The organism is Clostridium sp. SGI.024, assembly GCF_050315195.1.
GTDB lineage: Bacteria > Bacillota > Clostridia > Clostridiales > Clostridiaceae > Clostridium.
Window position 1 is genome coordinate 13,559 of the sequence record NZ_JBNPON010000014.1, and the last position, 22,858, is coordinate 36,416.

Annotated in this window: 24 protein-coding genes and 1 other annotated feature; of the genes, 17 read left to right on the forward strand and 7 right to left on the reverse strand. The window is 27.0% G+C overall.

Annotation, left to right across the window (positions count from 1 at the left end; all coding sequences use genetic code 11):
• Positions 1-7: 7 nt before the first annotated feature.
• The 5 genes from hisS to ACQRD5_RS06380 all read left to right on the forward strand — a co-directional run bounded on the left by hisS (position 8) and on the right by ACQRD5_RS06380 (position 5,112).
• Entirely contained in the window at positions 8-1,255 is a 1,248-nt protein-coding gene (gene hisS, locus ACQRD5_RS06360) for a histidine--tRNA ligase (protein ID WP_294166970.1), read from the forward strand.
• Between the two features lie 16 nt (positions 1,256-1,271).
• Complete coding sequence (aspS, locus tag ACQRD5_RS06365; protein WP_321129266.1) at positions 1,272-3,059, forward strand: aspartate--tRNA ligase; 1,788 nt, start codon at positions 1,272-1,274, stop codon at positions 3,057-3,059.
• Positions 3,060-3,255: 196 nt separating this feature from the next.
• Positions 3,256-3,630 (forward strand): GntR family transcriptional regulator, encoded by a 375-nt coding sequence (locus tag ACQRD5_RS06370; protein ID WP_291624904.1) that lies wholly within the window; start codon positions 3,256-3,258, stop codon positions 3,628-3,630.
• A gap of 2 nt (positions 3,631-3,632) precedes the next feature.
• On the forward strand, positions 3,633-4,484 hold the full coding sequence (locus ACQRD5_RS06375; protein WP_291624906.1) for an ABC transporter ATP-binding protein: 852 nt from the start codon (positions 3,633-3,635) through the stop codon (positions 4,482-4,484).
• Position 4,485: 1 nt separating this feature from the next.
• Positions 4,486-5,112 (forward strand): ABC-2 transporter permease, encoded by a 627-nt coding sequence (locus tag ACQRD5_RS06380; RefSeq protein WP_291624908.1) that lies wholly within the window; start codon positions 4,486-4,488, stop codon positions 5,110-5,112.
• Between the two features lie 89 nt (positions 5,113-5,201).
• On the opposite strand, the gene ACQRD5_RS06385 is transcribed toward ACQRD5_RS06380, so the two are convergent.
• Positions 5,202-5,462, reverse strand: coding sequence for a DUF1294 domain-containing protein (locus ACQRD5_RS06385; protein WP_291624909.1), 261 nt, complete (start codon positions 5,460-5,462; stop codon positions 5,202-5,204).
• A gap of 342 nt (positions 5,463-5,804) precedes the next feature.
• Here ACQRD5_RS06385 and ACQRD5_RS06390 point away from each other — a divergent pair, with 342 nt between their 5' ends.
• The 3 genes from ACQRD5_RS06390 (at position 5,805) to ACQRD5_RS06400 (ending at position 8,865) form a co-directional block, all read left to right on the forward strand.
• Positions 5,805-7,124: an APC family permease gene (locus ACQRD5_RS06390; protein WP_291624950.1), complete on the forward strand. Its 1,320-nt coding sequence runs from the start codon at positions 5,805-5,807 to the stop codon at positions 7,122-7,124.
• 177 nt (positions 7,125-7,301) lie between these two features.
• Positions 7,302-8,081, forward strand: coding sequence for an EFR1 family ferrodoxin (locus ACQRD5_RS06395; RefSeq protein ID WP_291624911.1), 780 nt, complete (start codon positions 7,302-7,304; stop codon positions 8,079-8,081).
• 124 nt (positions 8,082-8,205) lie between these two features.
• Complete coding sequence (locus ACQRD5_RS06400) at positions 8,206-8,865, forward strand: TIGR01906 family membrane protein (protein ID WP_291624913.1); 660 nt, start codon at positions 8,206-8,208, stop codon at positions 8,863-8,865.
• A gap of 64 nt (positions 8,866-8,929) precedes the next feature.
• Here the strand turns inward: ACQRD5_RS06400 and ACQRD5_RS06405 are convergent, their stop codons facing one another.
• Both ACQRD5_RS06405 and ACQRD5_RS06410 read right to left on the reverse strand, forming a co-directional pair.
• Complete coding sequence (locus ACQRD5_RS06405) at positions 8,930-10,096, reverse strand: iron-containing alcohol dehydrogenase (RefSeq protein ID WP_291624916.1); 1,167 nt, start codon at positions 10,094-10,096, stop codon at positions 8,930-8,932.
• Between the two features lie 77 nt (positions 10,097-10,173).
• On the reverse strand, positions 10,174-11,550 hold the full coding sequence (locus ACQRD5_RS06410) for an aldehyde dehydrogenase (protein WP_291624918.1): 1,377 nt from the start codon (positions 11,548-11,550) through the stop codon (positions 10,174-10,176).
• Positions 11,551-11,719: 169 nt separating this feature from the next.
• On the opposite strand from ACQRD5_RS06410, the gene ACQRD5_RS06415 reads away from it, so the two are divergent.
• The 3 genes from ACQRD5_RS06415 to ACQRD5_RS06425 all read left to right on the forward strand — a co-directional run bounded on the left by ACQRD5_RS06415 (position 11,720) and on the right by ACQRD5_RS06425 (position 13,746).
• Entirely contained in the window at positions 11,720-11,992 is a 273-nt protein-coding gene (locus tag ACQRD5_RS06415; RefSeq protein ID WP_291624920.1) for a metal-sensitive transcriptional regulator, read from the forward strand.
• A gap of 89 nt (positions 11,993-12,081) precedes the next feature.
• Positions 12,082-12,339: a binding site (T-box leader), on the forward strand.
• A gap of 48 nt (positions 12,340-12,387) precedes the next feature.
• Positions 12,388-13,401 carry an aspartate--ammonia ligase gene (gene asnA / locus ACQRD5_RS06420; protein WP_291624922.1) on the forward strand — a complete coding sequence of 338 codons (1,014 nt, stop codon included), beginning with the start codon at positions 12,388-12,390 and terminating at the stop codon, positions 13,399-13,401.
• Positions 13,402-13,557: 156 nt separating this feature from the next.
• Positions 13,558-13,746, forward strand: a complete 189-nt coding sequence (locus tag ACQRD5_RS06425) for a ferredoxin (protein WP_291624924.1) — start codon at positions 13,558-13,560, stop codon at positions 13,744-13,746.
• Between the two features lie 34 nt (positions 13,747-13,780).
• Here ACQRD5_RS06425 and ACQRD5_RS06430 read toward each other — a convergent pair whose 3' ends face one another.
• Together ACQRD5_RS06430 and ACQRD5_RS06435 are read right to left on the reverse strand one after the other, a co-directional pair.
• Positions 13,781-14,251, reverse strand: a complete 471-nt coding sequence (locus tag ACQRD5_RS06430; RefSeq protein WP_294167232.1) for a threonine/serine exporter family protein — start codon at positions 14,249-14,251, stop codon at positions 13,781-13,783.
• 14 nt (positions 14,252-14,265) lie between these two features.
• Entirely contained in the window at positions 14,266-15,030 is a 765-nt protein-coding gene (locus ACQRD5_RS06435) for a threonine/serine exporter family protein (protein ID WP_291624925.1), read from the reverse strand.
• Between the two features lie 213 nt (positions 15,031-15,243).
• On the opposite strand from ACQRD5_RS06435, the gene glyA reads away from it, so the two are divergent.
• From glyA to ACQRD5_RS06450, 3 genes are all read left to right on the forward strand, one after another.
• On the forward strand, positions 15,244-16,479 hold the full coding sequence (gene glyA / locus ACQRD5_RS06440) for a serine hydroxymethyltransferase (RefSeq protein ID WP_291624927.1): 1,236 nt from the start codon (positions 15,244-15,246) through the stop codon (positions 16,477-16,479).
• Between the two features lie 74 nt (positions 16,480-16,553).
• Positions 16,554-17,309, forward strand: a complete 756-nt coding sequence (locus ACQRD5_RS06445; RefSeq protein ID WP_291624929.1) for an exodeoxyribonuclease III — start codon at positions 16,554-16,556, stop codon at positions 17,307-17,309.
• A 146-nt stretch (positions 17,310-17,455) separates the two neighbouring features.
• Complete coding sequence (locus ACQRD5_RS06450; RefSeq protein WP_291624931.1) at positions 17,456-18,175, forward strand: N-acetylmuramoyl-L-alanine amidase; 720 nt, start codon at positions 17,456-17,458, stop codon at positions 18,173-18,175.
• 75 nt (positions 18,176-18,250) lie between these two features.
• On the opposite strand, the gene ACQRD5_RS06455 is transcribed toward ACQRD5_RS06450, so the two are convergent.
• On the reverse strand, positions 18,251-18,772 hold the full coding sequence (locus tag ACQRD5_RS06455) for an excisionase family DNA-binding protein (RefSeq protein ID WP_291624933.1): 522 nt from the start codon (positions 18,770-18,772) through the stop codon (positions 18,251-18,253).
• A gap of 250 nt (positions 18,773-19,022) precedes the next feature.
• On the opposite strand from ACQRD5_RS06455, the gene modA reads away from it, so the two are divergent.
• The 3 genes from modA to ACQRD5_RS06470 are packed head-to-tail and all read left to right on the forward strand — an operon-like array spanning position 19,023 to position 21,583.
• On the forward strand, positions 19,023-19,823 hold the full coding sequence (gene modA / locus ACQRD5_RS06460; protein WP_427746625.1) for a molybdate ABC transporter substrate-binding protein: 801 nt from the start codon (positions 19,023-19,025) through the stop codon (positions 19,821-19,823).
• A gap of 9 nt (positions 19,824-19,832) precedes the next feature.
• Positions 19,833-20,504, forward strand: a complete 672-nt coding sequence (modB, locus tag ACQRD5_RS06465) for a molybdate ABC transporter permease subunit (protein WP_291624954.1) — start codon at positions 19,833-19,835, stop codon at positions 20,502-20,504.
• An 11-nt stretch (positions 20,505-20,515) separates the two neighbouring features.
• A complete protein-coding gene (locus tag ACQRD5_RS06470; RefSeq protein WP_294362647.1) occupies positions 20,516-21,583 on the forward strand; it encodes a sulfate/molybdate ABC transporter ATP-binding protein in 1,068 nt (355 codons plus the stop codon).
• A 78-nt stretch (positions 21,584-21,661) separates the two neighbouring features.
• Here ACQRD5_RS06470 and ACQRD5_RS06475 read toward each other — a convergent pair whose 3' ends face one another.
• Complete coding sequence (locus ACQRD5_RS06475) at positions 21,662-22,783, reverse strand: amidase domain-containing protein (RefSeq protein WP_291624939.1); 1,122 nt, start codon at positions 22,781-22,783, stop codon at positions 21,662-21,664.
• Positions 22,784-22,858 lie beyond the last annotated feature (75 nt).

The window sequence follows — 22,858 nt, forward strand, 5'->3', positions numbered from 1 at the left end:
AGATATTATGGAAATCCAAGCACCTAAGGGTACGAAGGATATGCTACCTCAAGATGCTTATAAATGGCATTATGTAGAGGGCGTATTAAGAGAAGTTTCAAAATCATTCGGAGTAAGAGAAATAAGAACACCTATATTTGAACATACAGAATTGTTTTTAAGAGGAGTTGGAGAAACTACTGATATAGTGCAAAAGGAAATGTATACTTTTAATGACAAAGGTGATAGAAGTATAACATTAAAACCAGAAGGTACAGCACCAACTGTTAGGGCTTTTATTGAAAATAGGTTATTTAACGAAGCTCAACCAACAAAATTATATTATATTATTCCTTGTTTTAGATATGAAAATGTTCAAAAGGGAAGGCTTAGACAATTTCACCAATATGGAGTAGAAGTTTTTGGCTCTAAAGAGCCATCTATGGATGCAGAAGTTATTTCTTTAGCAATGGAAGCTTTAAAAAAATTAGGCTTAAAAAGCTTAAGTTTAAATATAAATAATTTAGGTTGTCCAAATTGTAGACCTAAATATAATGAAGCTCTAAAGAAGTATCTAGAAGAAAATTATGATAATCTATGTAATGTGTGTAAAACTAGATTTGAAAAGAATCCAATGAGAATTTTAGATTGCAAAGAAAGAAATTGTAAGGAAATTACTAAAAATGCACCAATTATTTTAGATTATATATGTGATGAATGTGATTCACATTTTACTGAAGTAAAAAGATATTTAGATGCTTTAAATATTAAATACAATATTGATCCAGGTATAGTTAGAGGCTTAGATTACTACACTAAGACTATTTTTGAAATATTAAATGACGATTTCACAGTTTGTGGTGGTGGTAGATACGATAAGCTAATTGAAGAAATTGGTGGACCAGAAATGCCAGCTGTAGGTTTTGGATTGGGTTTAGAAAGGCTTATAATGACTTTAGAGAAGGAAGGAATAGAAATTCCAAAGGAAGATGTTATTGAGCTTTATATAGGAGCTAGAGGAGAAGGTGCAAGAACTGAAGCTTTTGTTTTAGCAAATAAATTAAGAAGCATTGGTGTAAAAACAGAAGTAAACCATATGGGAAGAAGCATAAAAGCTGAAATGAAATATGCAAATAAAATAGGTGCAGTCTTTACAACTATTATAGGTGATGACGAGCTTCAAAATAAGACTTTAAAGCTTAAGAGAATGAGTGATGGAGAGCAATTTGAAGTTAGTTTAGACAATATAGAAGAAATAGCAAAGGTTATAAAATAGTTAGGAGGAAGAAATAATGGGTGAAGCTTTAAGTGGATTAAAGAGAAGCCTAATGTGTGGAGAAGTTAGAGAAAGTAATGTTTCTCAAAAAATCACATTAATGGGTTGGGTACAAAGAAATAGAAAATTAGGAGGTCTACAATTTATAGACCTAAGAGATAGAACAGGTATTATGCAAATAGTATTTGGTGAAGAGATAAATGCAGAAGCTTTTGAAAAAGCTAAAGATGTAAGACCTGAATATTGTATTGCAGTAACAGGAGAAGTTGTATTAAGAGAAGCTCCAAATCATAATATGCCAACTGGATTAGTTGAACTTAAATGTGAAAGTTTAAAAGTTCTTTCAGAATCAGAAACTCCTCCAATTTATATAAAAGAAGGATTAGATGCTGCAGAAAATATAAGATTAAAATATAGATACTTAGATCTTAGAAGACCAGATATGCAAAGAATATTTATGATTAGAAGTAAAATATCTAAAGCAGTACGTGATTATTTAGATGCAAATAACTTCTTAGAAGTAGAGACTCCTATATTAACTAAGAGTACTCCAGAGGGAGCTAGAGACTATCTTGTACCTTCAAGAAATTATCCAGGAATGTTTTATGCGCTTCCTCAATCACCACAAATATTTAAGCAATTATTAATGGTGTCAGGATTTGATAGATATTACCAAATAGCAAAATGTTTCAGAGATGAAGATTTAAGAGCAAATAGACAGCCTGAATTTACTCAAATAGATTTAGAAATGAGTTTTGTTGAACAAGAAGATGTAATAAAGATGAATGAAGGTTTAATTGCTCACGTATTTAAAGAAGTTGCTGGTGTTGATGTTAAGCTTCCTATAAAGAGAATGACATTTAAAGATGCAATGGAAAAGTACGGATCAGATAAGCCTGATTTAAGATTTGGAATGGAAATAACTAATATTACAGAAGACGTTAAGGATATGGATTTTGTAGTATTTAAGTCAGCAATTGAAGCTGGTGGTTCTGTAAGAGCTCTTTGCTTAAAGGGTGGGGCAGACCTTGGAAGAAAGCCAATAGACAAATTAGGTGAGTTTGTTAAAACCTACAAAGCTAAGGGGCTTGCATGGATTCAAATAAAAGAAGATGGAATTAAATCATCAATTGCTAAATTCTTAACTGATGATGTAACAAATTCAATAATTAAAACTATGAATGCAGAAGTTGGAGATGCTATATTTATAGTTGCTGATAAAAACTCAGTAGTATTCCAAAGCTTAGGTGCATTAAGATTAGAATTAGCTAAGCAATTTGACTTAATTAAAGATAAAAATGAATTTAACTTTACATGGATAACAGAATTCCCTCTATTTGAATATAGTGAAGAGGATGGAAGATATTATGCTGCTCACCATCCATTTACATCACCAATGGACGAGGATTTAGATATGATAGAAAGTAATCCTGGAGAAGTTAGATCAAAGGCTTATGATTTAGTATTAAATGGAGAAGAGTTAGGCGGAGGATCAATAAGAATTCATGATTCTAAGTTACAACAAAGAATGTTTAAAGCTTTAGGCTTTACTGAAGAATCAGCACAAGAGAGATTTGGATTCTTAATAGATGCCTTTAAGTTTGGACCACCACCACATGGAGGTTTAGCTTTCGGTTTAGATAGAATGGTAATGTTCTTAGCTGGAACAGAAAATATCAAGGATGTTATAGCATTCCCTAAAAACCAAAATGCATATTGCTATTTAAGTGAAGCACCTAATATAGTAGACGAAAAGCAACTTGATGATTTAGGAATATCAATAAATAAAAAAGAAGAGCAATAGTGAAAAGTTAATAAGTAAAAAAATAGTTTAGGAAGTAATTTGTTTCAAATTTCAAATAAAAAGAGGTAGTTTTAATAATTAAAACTACTTCTTTTTTTGTAAAATAATTTAGTGAAATATTGACAGTAGTGTATATAAGTATTAATATATGTATATAGATAGTATATACACTTAGTACACACTTGGAGGTGATAAGGTGAATATAATAATTAGTAATTCTTCACAAGTACCATTATATGAACAAATAGAAAGTCAAATAAAAAATCAAATAGTAAATATGATGCTAAAGCCAGGAGAACCATTGCCATCAATAAGGACTTTGGCCAAGGAATTAAAGGTTAGTATTATTACTACAAAAAGAGCTTATGAAGAGCTTGAAAAGGAAGGCTTTATAAAAACAGTAGTTGGGAAAGGAACCTTTGTAGCTGAAGCAAATAATGAGAGGCTAAGAGAAGTTGCAATGTATGAAATAGAAAATAAACTAGAAGAAGCAATCATATCTGCTAAAGCAATAGGTTTAACTTTAGAGGAAACTTTAGATATAATAAGAAGTTTGTTTGAGGAGGTATAATAATGGAAGCAATTGAGATAAGGGGATTAGAGAAGAAATATGATTCTTTTAAATTAGATTTAAAAGAGTTAATTGTTAAGAAAGGATATATTACCGGTTTTATTGGTCCGAATGGATCAGGAAAGACCACTACAATTAAATCTATTATGAATATGGTTAAAGCCGATTCAGGAGAAATTTTAGTTCTTGGAGAGAACATTACTAATGACGTAAATATTAAAGAAGAAGTGTCCTTTGTTGGAGATACCTGTGGATTTTTAGAAGAAGCAAAGGTTAAAAGCATAAAAAAATCTATTTCTAGATTTTATAAAAATTGGGATGAGGATTTGTATAATAAATTAATTAATAAATTTAATATTGATGAATCCTCAATTTATGGTAAGTTGTCCAAGGGAAAAAAGAAACAATTTGAATTAACTATAGCTTTGTCTAGAAAGCCAAAAGTATTAATTATGGATGAGCCTACAGCAAATCTAGATCCTATAGTTAGAAATGAATTTTTAGAAGTTTTACAAGAGCAAATGGAAAATGAGGATAACACTATTTTTTATTCAACACATATAACTAGTGATTTAGAAAAATGTGCTGATTATATTATTTTCATTTATAAAGGTAAAATTATTTTAGAGGGAGAGAAGGATCTAATATTAGAAAATCACTCTATTATAAAAGGTAAAAGAGAATTATTAGATATAGATACAGAAAAATACTTTATATCAATAAAAACAACTGGATATAATTTTGAAGGCCTTACTGCTAATAGAACAAAAGCCTTTGAAGCCTTTGGAAATGAAGTAATATATGAAAAACCTACATTAGAAGATATAATGCTTTATTATACAGGGAGGGAATAAGATGAGAAGAATTATAAATTTAATATTATTGCAGTTTCAAACTGTATTTGCTTTAAAAAAATATATGTTATTAATTATTGCTTTAGCAGCTTTTATGGCCTTTATTCAGCCAGATATGCTTCCTTTTGCTGGTGCCTTATTTATTATGGCTACTTGCTATAATACAGCATTTTATGAAGAAAAAAGTAAGATAAATTATTTAATATATTCCTTACCAGTAAAAAGTAGTGAATATATTTTATCTAAATATATATTTGTAGCTATAAATACTTTTATATCAATGGCTATTTCTTCAATTATATATATGTGTATGGTTCACTTTAATAAAATAGATGTGAGCACTGAGATTCCATTATGGGCATTTATGCTTGTATTATTAGGTATTGGAATATTTATGATGAGTATATTAACTCCATTAGAGATACTACTTGGTTTTGAAAAAGCAAGAATAGCATTAGTATTTTTAACTATTTTACCAATAGTGTTTTCTACTAATATTGTGAGTGTTTTACCTACAATTAACTTAAATAATAATATATATAAAGTTTTAATTGGACTTTGCGTAATAACATTAGTTTTAGCATCATACTTTATTACATCAAATATGTATGCAAAAAAAGATGTATAAGTATTATCAAAAAGTATATATAGTAATTTAATAATAAACATAGATATATAGCATAGTGGATTATTTTAGATAAGCACTATGCTATATATCTATTTATTTATAGAAAAAAATAAAATTTGTAATATTAATATTAGTGGAATACCTATTGTGAATTTTAAATGCTTAGTTTTATGGCGAAAAGTGTACATACCTATAAGAGTACCTATACTTCCACCCATTATAGATACTAAAAACAAAGTAGACTCCTTTATCCTCCATTTATGCTTTATAGCTTTTTGCTTATCTATATAAATAATAATAAAAGAAATAATATTAATTAATAATAAATAATAGAATAATATATTTTCCATAATAATCTCCTTAGTAGTTTTATAAAATAATTATATAACGGATTAATTGTTATAGGAATAAAAAATTATTTTATTGAATCTTAAGCAATTACTTTAATAATATGCTTTTAACAAAGAAGTAATAAATAATCATTGAATTATATAAATTATAAAATCATGATATAAAAAAATATATATACATCATCAAAAGTTTAATATACAAAAATTATTATATTAATTTAAATATAATAGGTATAAAAAAATAAAAAAAATGATAAATTTTTGTTCTTATTTTCTAATTTATATGATATATTGAACATAGAAATTAGATATTATATTATTACATTAAGATGAGGTGGAATGATGAAGAAAAATGAGTATGGCTTATTTACGGCCATAGGTATGATTGTTGGAATTGTAATTGGATCAGGTATATTTTTCAAAAGTGATAATATACTTATTGCTACTAATGGTAGCATTAGTTTAGGAGTAATAGTTTTCTGTATAGCTGCATTAGGAATTATTTTTGGAAGCTTAACTATTTCAGAACTTGCATCTAGGGAGTCAAAGGCTGGGGGAATAATATCTTATGCAGAATATTCATATAATGAATCTATTGCATGTGCGTTTGGATGGTTTCATGCATTTTTATATTATCCTACATTAATTGCTGTTGTAGCATGGGTATCTGGAATATATATATGTATGTTATTTGGTATCCAAGGTGGACTAGCTCTTCAAACACTAATTGGCTTTATAATAATGGTATTTTTATATGTATTAAATTTATTATCAGCTAAATTAGGAGGCTATTTTCAAAATGCATCAACTGTTATTAAAGTTATTCCATTAATATTAATTGCAATTGTTGGAGTGTTTTTTGGAAATCCTACTTATATTGATGCTGGAGAAGTTATTCATATGAAATCTGCATCTTGGATAGCAGCTATTGCGCCAATAGCTTTTTCATTTGATGGATGGATAATTGCAACATCCATAGGACATGAGATAAAAGATTCTAAGAAGAACTTACCAAAAGCATTAATAATGGCACCTTTATTTATACTGTTACTATATGTACTTTATTTTGTTGGAATAAGTATTTATGTTGGTCCAGAAAAGATAATGGCATTAGGTGATGCCCATGTAGATTTAGCTGCTAATATGATATTTGGACATTGGGGAGCTAAAATTATTTTAACCTTTGTTGTAATATCTATTTTAGGAACAGTAAATGGTTTAATAATGGGGCATATTAGAATACCATATGCTCTTGCAATAAGAGATATGTTTCCTAATTCAAAAAGAATAAAGAAAGTAAATAAACATATAGAAATGCCAATATATTCAGCTGTAGTTGCTTTTATTATTTCTATAGTTTGTTTAGTTATACATTATATAACTCAAAAGTATAACTTATTACCAAATGGAGATATTTCAGAGATATCAATAACTGTTAATTACTTGTTGTATATACTATTATATTATAAAGTATTAAAAATGGGGGTTACAGGAGAAGTTAAAGGTTTATTTAGAGGTAAGATAAATCCAATATTAGCAACTTTAGGATCTCTTATAATCTTATTTGGTAGTTTATCAAATCCATTATTTTTTATTTACTTATTAATTTGTGGATTATTACTTTTTGGTGCAATTTTATTTTGGAAGTTGAGAAAAAAGTAGAAAAAAACACTAATATATTTATTTAATAAATAATTTATCGAGTTTAGAAAAAATTTAGAAGAAAAAATATATATAAAATTATTCCCAATATATTCCAAATAGTTTATAATATTATTTAAACTAGTAAAGAAACTGGTTATATCTAATATTAGAATATTTAATTAGGAGGAATTAAATTTGAAGGGAATAATTTTATATTTTAGTGGAACTGGAAATACTAAGTTTATAGCAAATAAAATTTGCGAAGAGTTTAATAAAAATGGTTGTGAAATAGATATTTATTCTATAGAAGAGAAAATAGAATTAAAAAATTTATCCTATGATTATTTAATTTTAGGGTTTCCTAAATATTTTGAATATATTCCTAAAATTTTTATTGAATACTTAGAAGATAATTTATATGCTTCTCCTAAAGAAATTAAAACAATGATTTTTTCAACAGGTAAGGATAAGGCTAAAATTTATTATAATGAACTTGAAAAGAAATTGCTAAAGAAAAATTATAAAGTTATTGTAACTAAAAACTTTCAAATGCCAGATAGCTATACTTTAGCTAAAGGATATAAGAAAAATACACCTAAGGACCTTAGAGAAATCCTTGATAGTTCCTTGTCAGAGATTAAGAGTGTTGTTGTAAATTTTTTAACAGAGAATTATATGAAAGAAGATATAAATGAATTTTCAGCAGCTTTATATAAAACTATAAATAAATTAAAGACAAAAGATTTATATAAAAACTCCATTAGATTTTCAGTAAATTTAAATTGTGATAAATGTAATTTATGTGTAAATATTTGTCCAACGGAAAATATAGAGAATATTGGTGGCGAAATTATGTTTAGGGATAATTGTATAATGTGCTGCAGATGTGTAAATGCATGTCATAAAAATTCAATAATGTATAATGAAAAAGAACATACTCAATACAAAGAAAATATAGATTTAGTAGTTGGTTAATAAGAATAAAAACTCTATAAATTATAGCTTAAACTAGAAGGCTTAAGGCCTTCTTTTTATATTTATATAATAAATTTTATGATATTATTAAGAATATAAAAATAAAATGAGGAGAAAAGGCGAGATGAGAAGTATTTTTAATAATATGATTAAAGTTATTTATGGAATATTTATAGCTATTCTTACAATAGGAATATCTACAATTATGGCTTTAAACTCACAATTTATTTATCATTATTCAATAAATAAATATAGTTTAGATAAGCTTGGGAATATTTCTAAAGAAATGCTAATAAAAGATTTCAATACTTTAATTAAATATTTACAAAATCCATTTATAGAAAAATTAAAGTTTAATAATTTCCCTATGAGCATAAATGGAGAATTTCATTTTTATGAAGTAAAGAGGATATTTTTATTTATTTATGGTATTACAATTTTTATAGCCTTATTATTTATTGTATTATTTATTGTAAATAGAATTATAGGTAAAAAAATATATTTTTATAAAATATTAAATTATGGAGCAAATACATTAATATTTATAATAATTTCTTTTTTATCTGCTATATTTATTGATTTCTCTAAGGCATTTGTTGTATTTCATAAAATTTTCTTTAATAATGATTATTGGATTTTTGATGAAAGAACTGATCCTATAATTAAGGTCTTACCTGAAGAAGTTTTTATGCTGTATTCTATAGTTATTATAGTATTAGTCATATTTAGTATTATATTGTACAAGTTATATTATTACTATAGTAAGAATAAACTTAAGAATTAAATCTAAATAAAAAAGTATGTTATTTATAATTGATAACATACTTTTTATTTTTAATTTTGAAATATTATAAAGCTAATTTAAAAATTTCAAAGGCTTCTTTAGCTCTTATTTCAATAAAGTTACCTACATGGTCACAGTGAGCAACAAGTTTTTTAGACATTTCTTCTATACGATCATCATTAATATTAACATGACTTAATCTTGTAGGTAATTCAATTCTAGTAAAGAAATTTTCTAAAGCTTCAATACCTTTTAGGGCAGTTTCTTCAAGATTATTAAAATTAATTTCTATATTGAAAACTCTATTTGAAAATTGAGCAAATCTGTTTAAATCATGTTTATAAACATATTTCATCCAAGCTGGGAATATTATTGAAAGGCCAGCTCCATGAGCTATATCATAAATACCACTTAATTCATGCTCTATATCATGAGTAGCCCAATCACCAACTCTTCCCATGCTTAAAGAATCATTATGCGCTATCATTCCAGATAACATTATTTCTGCTCTAGCATTATAATCATTAGGATTTACATTTAATCTTAAGGCATTTTCCATAATGGTTTTTAAAGTTGCTTCACATAATCTATCAGTTAAATCTACATTCTTTTCATTAGTAAAGTATCTTTCAAGTATATGAGCTATCATATCTGCTATTCCGCATGAGGTTTGGTATTTAGGTAGAGTAAAAGTAAGTTCTGGATTTAAAATTGAAAATACAGGTCTTAAACTTTGATGGCCACAACTTCTTTTATACCATCCATCTTCATTTGTTATAACACAACCAGGGCTTGTTTCACTTCCAGCAGCAGGAATTGTTAATATAGTTGCAAGTTTTAAGCAAGTATGTTTAATTGGAGTACCTATAAATAAGTCCCATACATCTCCATCATAGTTTACTCCAGCAGCTATAGCCTTAGATGAGTCTATAACACTACCACCACCAACTGCAAGTATGAAATCAATATTATGTTTTCTACAAAGTTCAATTCCTTCTCTAACTAAAGATACTCTTGGATTTGGTTTAACTCCTGAAAGCTCAACGATTTCAATATTTGCTTCTTTTAGAGAAGATACAACTTTATCATATAAACCACTTGCTTTTATGCTACCTCCACCATAATGAAGTAAAACCTTATTAGTATACTTTTTTATTTCACTTCCAACTTTTTCTTCAGTATTTTTACCGAAAATAATTTCAGTTCCATTTTTATAATTAAAATTTCTCATAACTCCTCCTTAAATATAAATATATATTTTAATAATACTCTAAATATTGGAATTATTCAAATTATAGTTATAGGTAATTACTTCATAAGCTTCTTTAAAAGAGATAACTTATTTTTATATGGTGCGAATCTAAATGGAAGCTCTAAGAAGGTTCCTCTTTTTATAACAGACTTACTATGAGAAAAAGTATCAAAACTTGCTTTTCCATGATAGTCTCCAACACCACTTAAACCAACGCCACCAAAAGGAAGGTTTGGTGAAGCAACGTGGATTATAGTATCATTAATTGTAGCACCTCCAGAAGATACGTTAGACAATACTTTATCTATTGTATTGTTATTTTCTGAAAAATAATATAATGCTAAAGGTTTTTCTTTAGAGTTAACATAATTAATAGCATCATCAATAGTTAAATATTCAATAACAGGTAAAATAGGTCCGAAAATTTCATCTTCCATAATATTTGAATCACTTTTTATATTAGTTAAAATAGTTGGTTCCATATATAAATCTTCATAATCAAAGTCACCACCATAATAGATTTCACCATCACTTAAATAGCCTTTAATTCTATCTAGGGAAGTTTTATTTATTAATCTAGGAAAATCAGGGCTAGATTTAATATTAGATCCAAATTGCTTAATGATTTCAGATTTTAGCGCCATTAAAAAGTAATCTTTAATGCTTTTTTCAATTAATATATAATCTGGAGCAACACAAGTTTGACCTGCATTTAAAAACTTTCCCCAAACAATACGTTTTGCAGCTAAATCTAGATTTGCTGTTTCATCAACGATACATGGACTTTTTCCTCCTAACTCTAAAGTTACAGGAATTAGATTTTTTGAGGCTTTTTCAGCTATTATTTTTCCAACTCTTATGCTACCTGTAAAAAATATATAATCAAATCTTAAATCTAATAAATAAGAAACAGTTTCTTTTCCACCTAGAGGATTAACTACTTTTATATATTTCTCATGAAAATTTTCATTAATTAGTTTCTCTAAAAGTAGTGCAGTATTAGTACTATTTTCAGAGGGTTTTATTATTGCACAATTTCCTGCTGAAATAGCTCCAATTAATGGAGAAATAATTAGTTGAAAAGGATAATTAAATGGTCCAATTATTAATGTAACACCATAAGGTTCTTTATATATATAACTTTTAGCTGGAAAATGAACTATAGGAGTTCTTTTTTTTTCTTTCTTAGACCAACTTTTTAATTTTTTTATATGGAGATTTAATTCATCATACAATATCCCTATTTCAGTTGCATAAGCTTCAAATTGTGATTTTCTTAAATCTTTGTATAAAGCATCCATAATAAGTTCTTCATTTTCTTTTATTATCATTTTAAGTTTTTTTAGTGTATTAATTCTAAAATCAATATTAATTGTTTCCTTAGAATCAAAAAACTCTTTTTGTTTATTAAATATATTTAAAATTTCTTCCATAATAACCTCCATAATCAAATAAAATTGTAAAAAAAAATATATACATATATATTATACCATTTTTATTAATTAAATTATTAATTTTAAGAATTTAATTAATTGAAAGATACAATGATAAATGATAGAATATATATACCCTATATAGGTATATTAGTATGGAGGAATAAAGATGGACGAAGAGAATGAAAAGTTGAGAAAAGATATAGTCAATAGACTTAGAAGGATTGAAGGACAAGTAAAAGGTATTCAAGGAATGATGGAAAAAAATGTTTGTTGTTCAGATGTATTAGTACAGATTTCAGCCATTAGATCTGCAATTAATAAGGTTGGTGGATTAACAATTGAATATTATGCTAATAATTGTTTAAATATAGAAGAAGGCTCTATGGAACAAGAAAGTTTAAAACAACTTATAAAAACAATTAATACTTTTGTAAAATAAAAAAAATATTATTAAATTAATAATATATTTTAAAAACTATTTACAAATTTATAGTATGATGATATATTTATTTCAACAAAATAAAATTAATAAAGGCAATGAAGAGAACAAGTAGATTTAATGATTCTTCAAAGAGAGCTCTACCTTGGCTGGAAGTAGAGTAAGAAAGTTAATTTGAATAACATCTCTGAGCTGTACTCCGAAAGATAACAACTAGTAGGCAGTAATCAGGTTCACCTGTTATAGTGATAGAGTATATAAGTTTAACTTACGTACTTGATAAGATTATTAATGAGAATTAATAATGAATTAAGGTGGTACCATGGAATATTACTTTCATCCTTTTATAGGATGGAAGTTTTTTTATTTTATAAAATAATAAGGAGGAATTTATTATGCAAATTGAAGGAATAACAGTACCAAAGGATTATAAAAGTAAAACTTCATTAATCGAAACAGAAATTAATATTAAGAAAATTAAAGATTATTTTGAAAGAGAACTTGCACAAGAACTTAATTTAACTAGGGTATCAGCACCACTATTTGTAGATACTAATAGTGGAATAAATGATAACTTAAACGGAGTAGAAAGACCTGTAAAATTTGATTTATTAGCTACTGGTGAAGAAGTTGAGATAGTACATTCATTAGCAAAATGGAAAAGATTGAGTTTATACAGATATGGATTTAATGTGGGAGAAGGCTTATATACTGATATGAATGCTATTAGAAGAGATGAAGAGCTTGATAATCTACATTCAGTTTATGTGGACCAATGGGATTGGGAAAAAATAATAAATAAAGAAGATAGAAATGAAGAAAAATTAAAAGAAGTAGTAAGAAGCATTTATAATGTATTTAAGAAAACTGAAAAGTATGTTCATAGCAATCTAATAAATGGTGAAAATATATTACCAGATGAGATTCATTTTATAACAACTCAAGAGTTAGAAGATATGTATCCAAATTACACATCAAAAGAAAGAGAAGATGCTATATGTAAAAAGTATAAAGCAGTATTTATAATGAAGATTGGTGATTTACTTAAATCTGGCCAAAAACATGATGGAAGAAGTCCAGATTATGATGATTGGAAGCTAAATGGTGATATTTTATTTTGGTATCCATTATTAGAAAGAGCTGTAGAATTATCTTCTATGGGAATAAGAGTTGATAAGGCTTCTTTAGATTATCAGTTAAAAGCATCAGGAAATGAGGATAGAAAAGAGCTAGATTTTCACAAGATGATTTTAAATGAGGAACTTCCATTTACTATTGGTGGAGGCATTGGACAATCTAGGATTTGTATGTTCTTTTTAAATAAAGCACATATTGGAGAAGTACAAGCTTCTATATGGGATGAAAAAAATATTAAGATATGCAGAGAAAATGATATAAATCTATTATAAGCAATTTAATTTGATAAAATTAATATTTATGAGGATTTTTGGACTATGAGAAATATTGACATTATTTAATGATTATTTATAATAAACTTATAAACATTATTAATATGTAAAATAATTTTTGATTTAAGTTTAATATAAATATAAGGAGGCGTGTTTATGAAAGCATTTGTTGATGAAAATACTTGTATTTCATGTGGTTTATGTGAAGGAATTTGTCCAGAAATCTTCACTTTAGAAACTGGAGTATCAATTGCAAAAGAAGGAGCAGTTCCAGCAGAATATGAAGATGCAACAAGAGAGGCTTGCGATAGCTGTCCAGTTACTGCAATATCAATTGAAGAATAATAAATATTACTAAAGGAGCTGCTTAAGCAGCTCCTTATTTTCTATTTTTATATATTTTTTCAATTTCTCTAAATTCTTTTTTTCTCTTTGCTCTCATAAGTATTCGCGTTAAAGTAGAAATAAAGATTATACCGAGGGCTAAAGATCCTGCACTGGCCATTGTATTGATGCCTAACTCAATAGATTCCATAATATTGCCATTAATAGCTTCATACATTGTATAATACATTCCACCACCTGGAACTAATGGTATTAAAGCACAAATGATTAGAGTAGTTACTGGAGTTTTTAAAATCCTAGCCATAATTTCCGAATAAATACTAAATATTATTGATGTAATAAAAAATGAGGAAGTAGTATTAAATCCTAAGTTTTCACAATACATACTAATAAACCAGCTTAATCCACCACCAATACCTGCATAAAATAATTTTTTTCCTTTTATATTAAATAAGATACCAAAGCCAAGAGATGAAAAAAAAGCAAAAATTGATTGTATAATCATATTTGAAACATTCATTATAAACCTCCAAAAGTAGAAATCCAAAAGCTAAGTACAGCACCTGTACCAACTGCAATAGATATTGCTACTAAAAATGCTTCTATAGCTCTAGTTGAACCAGCTAGTAAATCGCCAGATATAGTATCTCTTATAGCATTGGTTATAGCAAGGCCTGGAACCAAAAGCATTATAGAGCCAATAATAGTTTTATCCATATCAGTTATTAATCCTATTTTTAAAAAAATAATAGACATAATAGCAACTATACCTGCACAAATACTATTAATAAAAAATTGATTTATATCTAGACTAGAGAATTTTATAGATAAGGATTTTATTATTAGTCCTATGAAAAATGCAGCTATTGCTTCAGGTAATTTTCCACCAAATAAAAAAACAAAGCAGAAAGCACCAAAAGCAGAAATTATTATCGAAGTTTTATTATTATATCTTTCGCCGTTATTAATAATTTGAAGCTGTTCTTTTAGCTGTGATACAGTTAAACCTCTATTAGTAATATTTCTAGATAAGTCATTAACTTTATCAACTTTATCTAAATCTATAGTTCTAGCAGAAACCCTTCTTATTAACGAAAATGTCTTTCCATTACTGCAAATAGAAACCATTATTCCTGTTGTGGTTACAAAGCTTTCAGCTTCTTCAACACCGTAAATTTTACATATTCTCCATATTATTTCTTCTGCTCTATAGGTTTCACCACCAGATTCTAACATGATTTTTCCAGCAAAAGTTGCTACGTGAAGTATTTCATTTAAATCCATAATATTTATGCCCCTTATAAAGTTAAAATTTCTGAAGGTATTATAACATACCAATATTGTATAGTATATAATATTGAAAATAATTAATGATATGATGTCAATAATCTATATTAGAATATTAAATTATTATATATTTTTATTGATTATTATTGAGATTATATTTATAATTTATTAAAAAGTATAAATTATAAAAAAAATTTTTGGGGTGATAAAATGAATTTTGAAAATCTTTTAAAGGAAGATAAGGTTATTGAAGAATTAATTAATAAGGAGTTAAAAAGACAACAAGATGGTATCGAATTAATAGCTTCTGAGAATTTTACATCTAAAGCAGTGATGGAAGCTATGGGATCATATCTTACCAACAAATATGCAGAAGGTTATCCAAATAAAAGATACTATGGTGGATGTTATGTTGTAGATGAGGTTGAAGAAATTGCAAGAGAGAGAGCAAAAAAGCTATTTGGAGCAGAACATGCAAATGTTCAACCACATTCAGGTTCACAAGCAAATATGGGGGTATACCTTTCTATATTAGAGTATGGTGATACTGTATTAGGCATGGATTTAAGTCATGGAGGTCATTTAACTCATGGATCACCTGTAAATTTTTCAGGAAAACTATATAATTTTGTTTCTTATGGAGTTAATAAAGAAACAGAAAAAATAGATTACGATGAAGTTAGAGCTTTAGCTTTAAAGCATAAACCTAAATTGATAGTTGCAGGGGCTAGTGCATATTCAAGAATAATAGACTTTAAAGCTTTTAAAGAAATTTGTGATGAAGTAGGAGCTTACTTTATGGTAGATATGGCACACATTGCTGGATTGGTAGCTGTTGGAGCACATCCATCACCAGTACCATATGCAGATTTTGTAACATCAACTACTCATAAAACTTTAAGAGGACCTAGAGGTGGATTAATTCTTTGTAAGGAAAAATATGCAAAACAATTAGATAAAACTATTTTCCCTGGAATACAAGGAGGACCATTAATACATACTATTGCTGCTAAGGCTGTATGTTTTAAAGAAGCTTTAGAGCCATCATATAAAGAATATATTAATAATGTTGTAACTAACTGTAATATATTATCAGAAGAATTAATAAAGCATGGATTTAAAATAGTTTCAGGTGGAACCGATAACCATTTAATTCTTGTAGATTTGAATAATAAAGATGTTACAGGAAAAGATGCTGAACACCTTTTAGACTTAATAGGAATAACTGTAAATAAAAATACAGTACCTAATGAAACTAAAAGTCCATTTGTAACTTCTGGAATAAGAATAGGAACTGCTGCAGTAACAACTAGAGGATTTAACACTGAAGATATGAAGGAAATTGCATCAATAATAAATGATACTCTTTCTGTAGAAAATCCAGATATAGAAAGTTTAAAAGCAAGAGTAAAAGCTTTATGTGAAAAACATCCTTTATATAATTAAATATAATTATTATTATGTTTTAATAAATATTATTGTTATAATATAATTAAAATATAAATATAAAGGAGACATTTATGAAGTTAATATCATGGAACGTTAATGGAATAAGAGCTTGTGTTACAAAGGGCTTTTTAGATTTTTTTAATGAGGTTGATGCAGATATTTTTTGTATTCAAGAAAGCAAACTACAAGCAGGACAAATAGATTTAGAATTACCTGGCTACTATCAATATTGGAATTATGCCGAGAAAAAGGGATATTCAGGTACTGCAATATTTACTAAAAAGGAGCCTTTAGATGTTTTTTATGGTCTTGGCATAGAAGAACATGATAAAGAAGGTAGAGTAATAACTTTAGAATTTGAAAATTTTTATATGGTAACAGTATATACACCTAATTCTAAAAATGAATTAGCTAGATTAGATTATAGAATGGTTTGGGAAGATGCATTTAAAGAGTATTTATTAGAACTAGACAAAAAGAAACCTGTAATAGTATGTGGAGATTTAAACGTTGCACATAAAGAAATTGATTTAAAGAATCCAAAGACTAATTTAAGAAATGCAGGATTTACTATAGAAGAAAGAGATAAGTTTACAAACTTGTTAACTTCAGGATTTACTGATACCTTTAGATATTTTTATCCAGATGTAGCAGGAATTTATTCTTGGTGGTCATATAGATTTAAAGCAAGAGAAAAGAATGCAGGATGGAGAATTGATTATTTCTTAACATCAAATTCATTACAAGATAAATTGGAAGATGCTAAAATACATACAGAAGTATTTGGGTCAGATCACTGTCCAGTTGAGTTAAAAATTAATATTTAGTTTAAAAAAGTTACTTTGTCATTATTTCGATAAAGTAACTTTTTTATATTATAAAGGCAGTAAAGCATTCAATATAAAATCAAGAATAATTAATTTAATCAAAGGAAACTATAATATAAGAATTTATTATAGTTTTGGAGGTTAAAATGAAGAAGTTTATAGCAATTAATATGATTATATTTCTATTAATTAATAGTAGTAGCAAACTTATAATGGCAGAAAGCAAAGAAGAAAAATTATCATTTACTATTTGTATCGATCCTGGACATCAAAAGAAGGGAGATGGTAAACTAGAACCTATTGCTCCTAACTCTAGTAATAAAAAACCAAGGGTTTCTCAAGGAACAGAAGGTATTGGAAGTAAAAAGGCTGAGTATGTTGTTAATTTAGAAGCATCACTTCTATTAAAAGATATTTTAATAAGAAAAGGATATAATGTAATTATGACTAGAGAAAGTCATGAAGTTAATATAAGCAATGCTGAAAGAGCAGAAGTTGCTAATAAAGTAAAAGCTGATATGACCATTAGAATTCATTGTGATAGCCTAAAGGATACCAGTAAAACAGGGACTAGTATTTTAATTCCATCAAGTAAGTCAAACAATACAAAGACTATATATGAAGAAAGCAATAAATTTGCTAATATATTAAAAGAAAATCTAAAAGAGAAAGGTATAAAGGTTAATGGAATTTTTGAGAGAGATGATATAACGGGTTTTAATTGGTCTACTGTACCAGTAGTAATACTAGAAATGGGATTTATGAGCAATTATTCTGAAGATAAAATGTTATGTGATGAAAATTACCAAAAAAGACTTATGAATATAGTAGCAGATTCATTAGAAATTTATAAGAAAGAAAAATAAAAAGATATAAATATTATAATGCTAGTGTGACTTGGAGATTGCCAGGTCACAGCTAGCATTATATATTTTTCTTTTTTATTTAAAAACTTTTACACTCATGGTTTTAAATATGCCGAAAAGTTCGTCTCCTTTTTCTATTGATAACTCAACTAAGGACTTTTTTGTTATTAATGCTATAAGTGGAATTCCTATATCTAAAATTACTTTTGCACTATTACCATTTATAATAACATCAGAAACAATACCTTTATGAACATTTCTTGCACTACTTTTAAAAGAACCTTTACTTAATATAATATCTTCAGGTTTAATAGAAATTTTAACATTACCAGTAAGTTCAGTATTAACTTGAATTTTTACGTTAGAAACTATAGCAAATGCAGCATCATCTTCTGATATAAGAGTTGCTTCATAAGTATTTTCATAACCTTTAGACCTTGATAAGTAAATTTCATATTGTGATTTAGAGATACGAAGATGCTTTCCCATACGATGTGCATCTAAGTCTCCACGTTTTATCATTTCATAAACTGTACTTTTAGTAATCTTTAGTTTTTGAGCAATTTCATCTGGAGTATATAATATATCATCATTCATTTTCTTCACCTTTTCATTTCTTTTTATAAAAATAATTTAACATAATATTTATATAATAACAAATATGATATTTATAATATTTTAAAGAATCTTAAAATGTATAAATTTTATTTTAAACAGAAGGTTATAGTAATAATATGCAATTGACAGTTATAAGTACTTACATTATAATAAGTATTATTTATTTTAGTTCTGTTTTGTTCTGTTTTATTTAGTTTAATATTAATAAAATGTATAAGGAGAGTATAAAATGAAAAAGAAACCAGTTTTAATTTTAACTTTAAGTTTATTATTAACATTGTTTAGTGGATGTAGTTCTAATGGATCTTCAAAAAACTCAAGTGAAAATGCTTTAAAAGAAACTACTATCACTATTGCAGCAGCAGCAAGTTTAAAAAACTGTATGGATGAAAAATTAATTCCTATGTTTAATGAAAAATATCCTAATATTAAGGTTCAAGCAACCTATGATAGTTCAGGAAAGTTAAAAACTCAAATAGAAGAAGGTGCTGAAATAGATGTATTTATATCAGCAGCTACTAAACAAATGAATGAACTAAATAAAGAAGAATTAATAGAAGATGATTCAATTGTAGATTTACTTGAAAATAAAATTGTTCTTATTGTACCAAAAGGGAATACTAAAGAAATAAAATCTTTCCATGATATATTAAAATGCGATAAAATAGCTATAGGAGATCCAGAAAGTGTACCAGCTGGACAATATGCTAAGGAATTGTTTGAAAATCTTAAAATTTGGGATGAAGTATCTAGCAAGGCAAGTCTTGGAACTAATGTTACAGAGGTTCTAAATTGGGTAGCTGAAGGTAGTGCTGATTCTGGTATAGTATATTCAACTGATGCATCTTCAAAGGATAAAGTTGAAGTAGTTATAGAAGCTCCAGAGGGAAGTGTTTCTAAAATAATTTATCCAGTAGGAATAATCAAAGCATCTAAGCATAAAGAAGAAGCAAAGAATTTCACTGACTTCTTACAATCAAATGAAGCAATGAAAGTTTTTGAGAGCTATGGATTTTCATCAAATATATAGGAGAATATGATGGATATATCACCAATAATAATATCTTTAAAAACAGCGGCTATTTCAATGATTTTAACATTTTTATTAGGCCTACTTATTGCAAAATTTGTAGTTAATATTAAGTTTGAAAAAGTGAAAATAATTTTAGATGGAATTTTAACACTACCATTAGTTTTACCTCCAACAGTAATAGGATTTTTTCTCTTAATGATTTTTGGAGTTAATAGGCCAGTAGGTAAATTCCTATTAGAATTTATGGGAATTAAGATAGTTTTTTCATGGTGGGCTACAGTATTAGCTTCTGTGGTAATATCTTTTCCACTTATGTACCGCTCTGCTAGAGGAGCCTTTGAACAAGTAGATGAGAATCTAATAATGGCTGGAAGAACACTTGGGATGTCAGAGAGAAAAATATTTTGGCGTATTATTATGCCTATGGCCCTGCCAGGAGTTGCTTCAGGGGGAATATTAGCCTTTGCAAGAGGTTTAGGTGAATTTGGTGCTACAGCCATGATAGCTGGTAACATAGCAAATAGAACGAGAACACTTCCTTTAGCTATTTATTCAGAAGTAGCAGCAGGAAATATGGATTCAGCTCTAAACTATGTATTAATAGTAACTATAATTTCATTTATAATTATTATTTTGACTAATTATTTTACTATAAAAGAAAGAAAATATTTAAAGTAGGTAAGAATAAAATGAGTTTATTTGTAGATATTAAAAAGAAGTTAAAAGGATTTTCTTTAGAGGTTTCTTTTGAAACAAATGGTGATTATCTTGGGATTCTAGGAGCTTCAGGTAGTGGAAAAAGCATGACTTTAAAATGTATTGCAGGAATTGAAACACCTGATGAAGGAATAATAGTTTTAAATGGAAAAGTCCTATTTGATTCAAAGAAAAATATTAATTTAAAACCCCAAGAAAGAAATGTAGGATATTTATTTCAAAACTATGCTTTATTTCCTAATATGACTGTTGAAGAAAATATTAGTATAGGGTTAAAATCTTCTAAGCTTGAAAAAAATAAAAAGATTGCTGAAATTATAAAATCCTTTCATTTACAAGGGCTTGAAAAGAAGTATCCAAGACAACTTTCAGGTGGACAGCAGCAAAGAGTAGCTATGGCTAGATGTATAATATATAAGCCAGATATATTAATGTTAGATGAACCATTTTCTGCTTTAGATTCTTACTTAAAAGAAAAGCTTCAAACAGAAGTATTAGAGCTTTTAAAATACTATAATGGAGAAGTACTTATGGTTACTCATAGTAGAGATGAAGTTTATAAGTTCTGTAAAAATATATCTCTAATCGAAAAAGGAAAATCAATTTTATTAGGTGATACAAAGGATATATTTAAAAATCCAAAATTAAAAGAAGCAGCTATTCTTACAGGTTGTAAAAATATATCTAAGTGTAAGATAATATCTAAAAACAAGATACATGCTGTAGACTGGGATACTTTCTTAGAAGTAGATAGTTTAGTAGATGAAAATATTAAATATGTTGGAATTAGGGCTCATGATTTTAAAATAGTTAATGAAAATGAAGTTAATAATAATGAAAACATTATAGAATGTAAAATACATAAGATAGTAGAAGAAGTTTTTGAGTATAGCATAATATTTGAAAATAATAATTGTAATTTAAAGACAAGTAATGATACCATTTTATATAAGATAAAAAAAGAAGATTGGAATAATAGAAATAATAAAGATAAGCTATTTTTAAAAATTCCAAAAGAAAGCATTTTACTTTTAGAGTAAACTCGTACTTTTTAATAAAGATTTTAAATATAAAGGGAGTTGTAGTAAATATAATTATACTACAGATCCCTTTATTTTTTAATAATGAACATGTATTAGATGAAATTTAATATTGTCATTGCTCCAACCTAAATCATAAGGAACTAAAAGTCTATTAGTGTTGTGACAGGTTACTAATGGATATCCTTTAGAATCAAAACCTGTAACAGTAGAAACATGAGTTATTCTTCCTTTCTTTTCATAAGCAACAAAATCACCAGGTCTCATATTAAAGGCTACAGTATAAATTTGCTGATAGGATCCCTTAGCTATATAAGATGCTCTACCACTATTAACCATGTAATTTTTAAAGCCTTGAGCATTAAGCCAAGCTTTAGTACCTTCTTTTCCAGAATAGTTCCATGAAGAATTTTTCTTAAAAGCTCCACTTTCAAAAAGGATTTGTGAAGCAAAGTTTGCACAGTCTCCACCATCTGGATTATGATCTTTATACTTTGTATTATATTTAAAGGTAAGATTTTCATCATCAGAGACACCACAATACATATGAGCATAATCTATAGCTTTTTGTAATTTTTCATTAGGTGTAAAACTAGGAGCTTTCTGAGTTAATATAAAATCTTTTATTTCTTCAGATTTTATATTATTTAAATCTAAGGAGTCAGCAAAGGGATCTGTATACCATTCCTTCGTAATAATATATTTATCATCAATTTTTTTTAAATTTAAATAATGATTAGTTCCTAGCCTAAAATGATTAATTATATCTGGAGAATCAGTATAATAATAATTAAAGTCTGTTGCTACATCACAAATTACTCCATATAAATCAGGTTCTTTTTCAGCTACCTTACGTATTCTTACAATAGACTTTATATCCTTAAATTTAACAGCTTGTTTTTCAGACCAGTTAATCAAATATTGAGTTTTTTTAGCTTCGCTTTCATAAGCCCATAAGCTTACTTTAATATTTAAATTATAAAATTCTTTTAGAAGCTCTGTATCATTAGAAACTATTGCAGCATTTCTTTGAGCAAATAAGTTTTCTATTAAATCTTTAAATTCTTTTTTTACTTCTTCAGATGAGTAATCAATTTTAGTAGTATTTGACTCATCTTCTAAAGCAAAACATTGTGAAATAGGTAGTATATTAAATATAAGTAAAGCAATTAAGAGTATAGTAATAAATTTAAACTTCACAAATAAATATCTCCTTTCTAAAATACTTACTTGTAGTTTGTACTAAAGCAATAAAATTTATATATAAGTTATAAG